The sequence below is a fragment of the Oleiphilus sp. HI0123 genome, from assembly GCF_001635315.1.
In genome coordinates, this window is record NZ_LWGE01000682.1 from 1 (window position 1) to 533 (window position 533).

Below are 533 nucleotides of genomic sequence, written 5' to 3' on the forward strand. Positions count from 1 at the left end.
GTCGTTAAATATGCTTCAGGGCAGAGCACGGAGAAGTGGCGAGAGAAGTTTGTTGTTCGATATGAAAGAAGCCGTTCGGGTTTCTTGTTTAACCTGTTTGAACGTGATCAGGCTGCCTGGATAGGTAACTCGGACTACCAGCACATAACGCAATTTATATCGCCCGAATACCTAGGTATTACAGGTCAGAAAAGGTTTTTTATATCGCCTTTAGCCACTGGCCGTAAACGAATCGGGTTTATCTATGCGGATATGGGGCAGACTTCGAGAGAGCTCAATACAAGTTATTTTGAAGGCTTTCATCGGTTTTTAGATAAGTCTAAAGAAGCGCTAACAATTCTTGCAGCACGCTAACTCAATTGCTTCTCGATGTCGCTTATTGTCGCAAAACCATCTTCTACCGAGAAGCTAATATCCAAATCGTATAGTCTAAGCTTATAAAGCTTCTCATCTTCTTGATCTTGTTTGTATGCAGGCCGCGGATCATATGAAATAACTTCGACTATTAATGCCAATAGGTCATCGGGGTACGA

The 533-nt window shown here is 42.4% G+C and carries 1 protein-coding gene and 1 pseudogene; one reads left to right on the forward strand and one right to left on the reverse strand.

Annotated elements, in window-relative coordinates:
* The coding region (locus tag A3761_RS27145; protein WP_197472886.1) for a hypothetical protein at window positions 1-354 on the forward strand (354 nt) is incomplete at its 5' end.
* On the opposite strand, the pseudogene A3761_RS27150 reads toward A3761_RS27145, so the two are convergent.
* Window positions 351-533: pseudogene (locus A3761_RS27150) on the reverse strand (tRNA (N6-threonylcarbamoyladenosine(37)-N6)-methyltransferase TrmO); the annotation flags it as partial. The gene A3761_RS27145 and the pseudogene A3761_RS27150 overlap by 4 nt on opposite strands.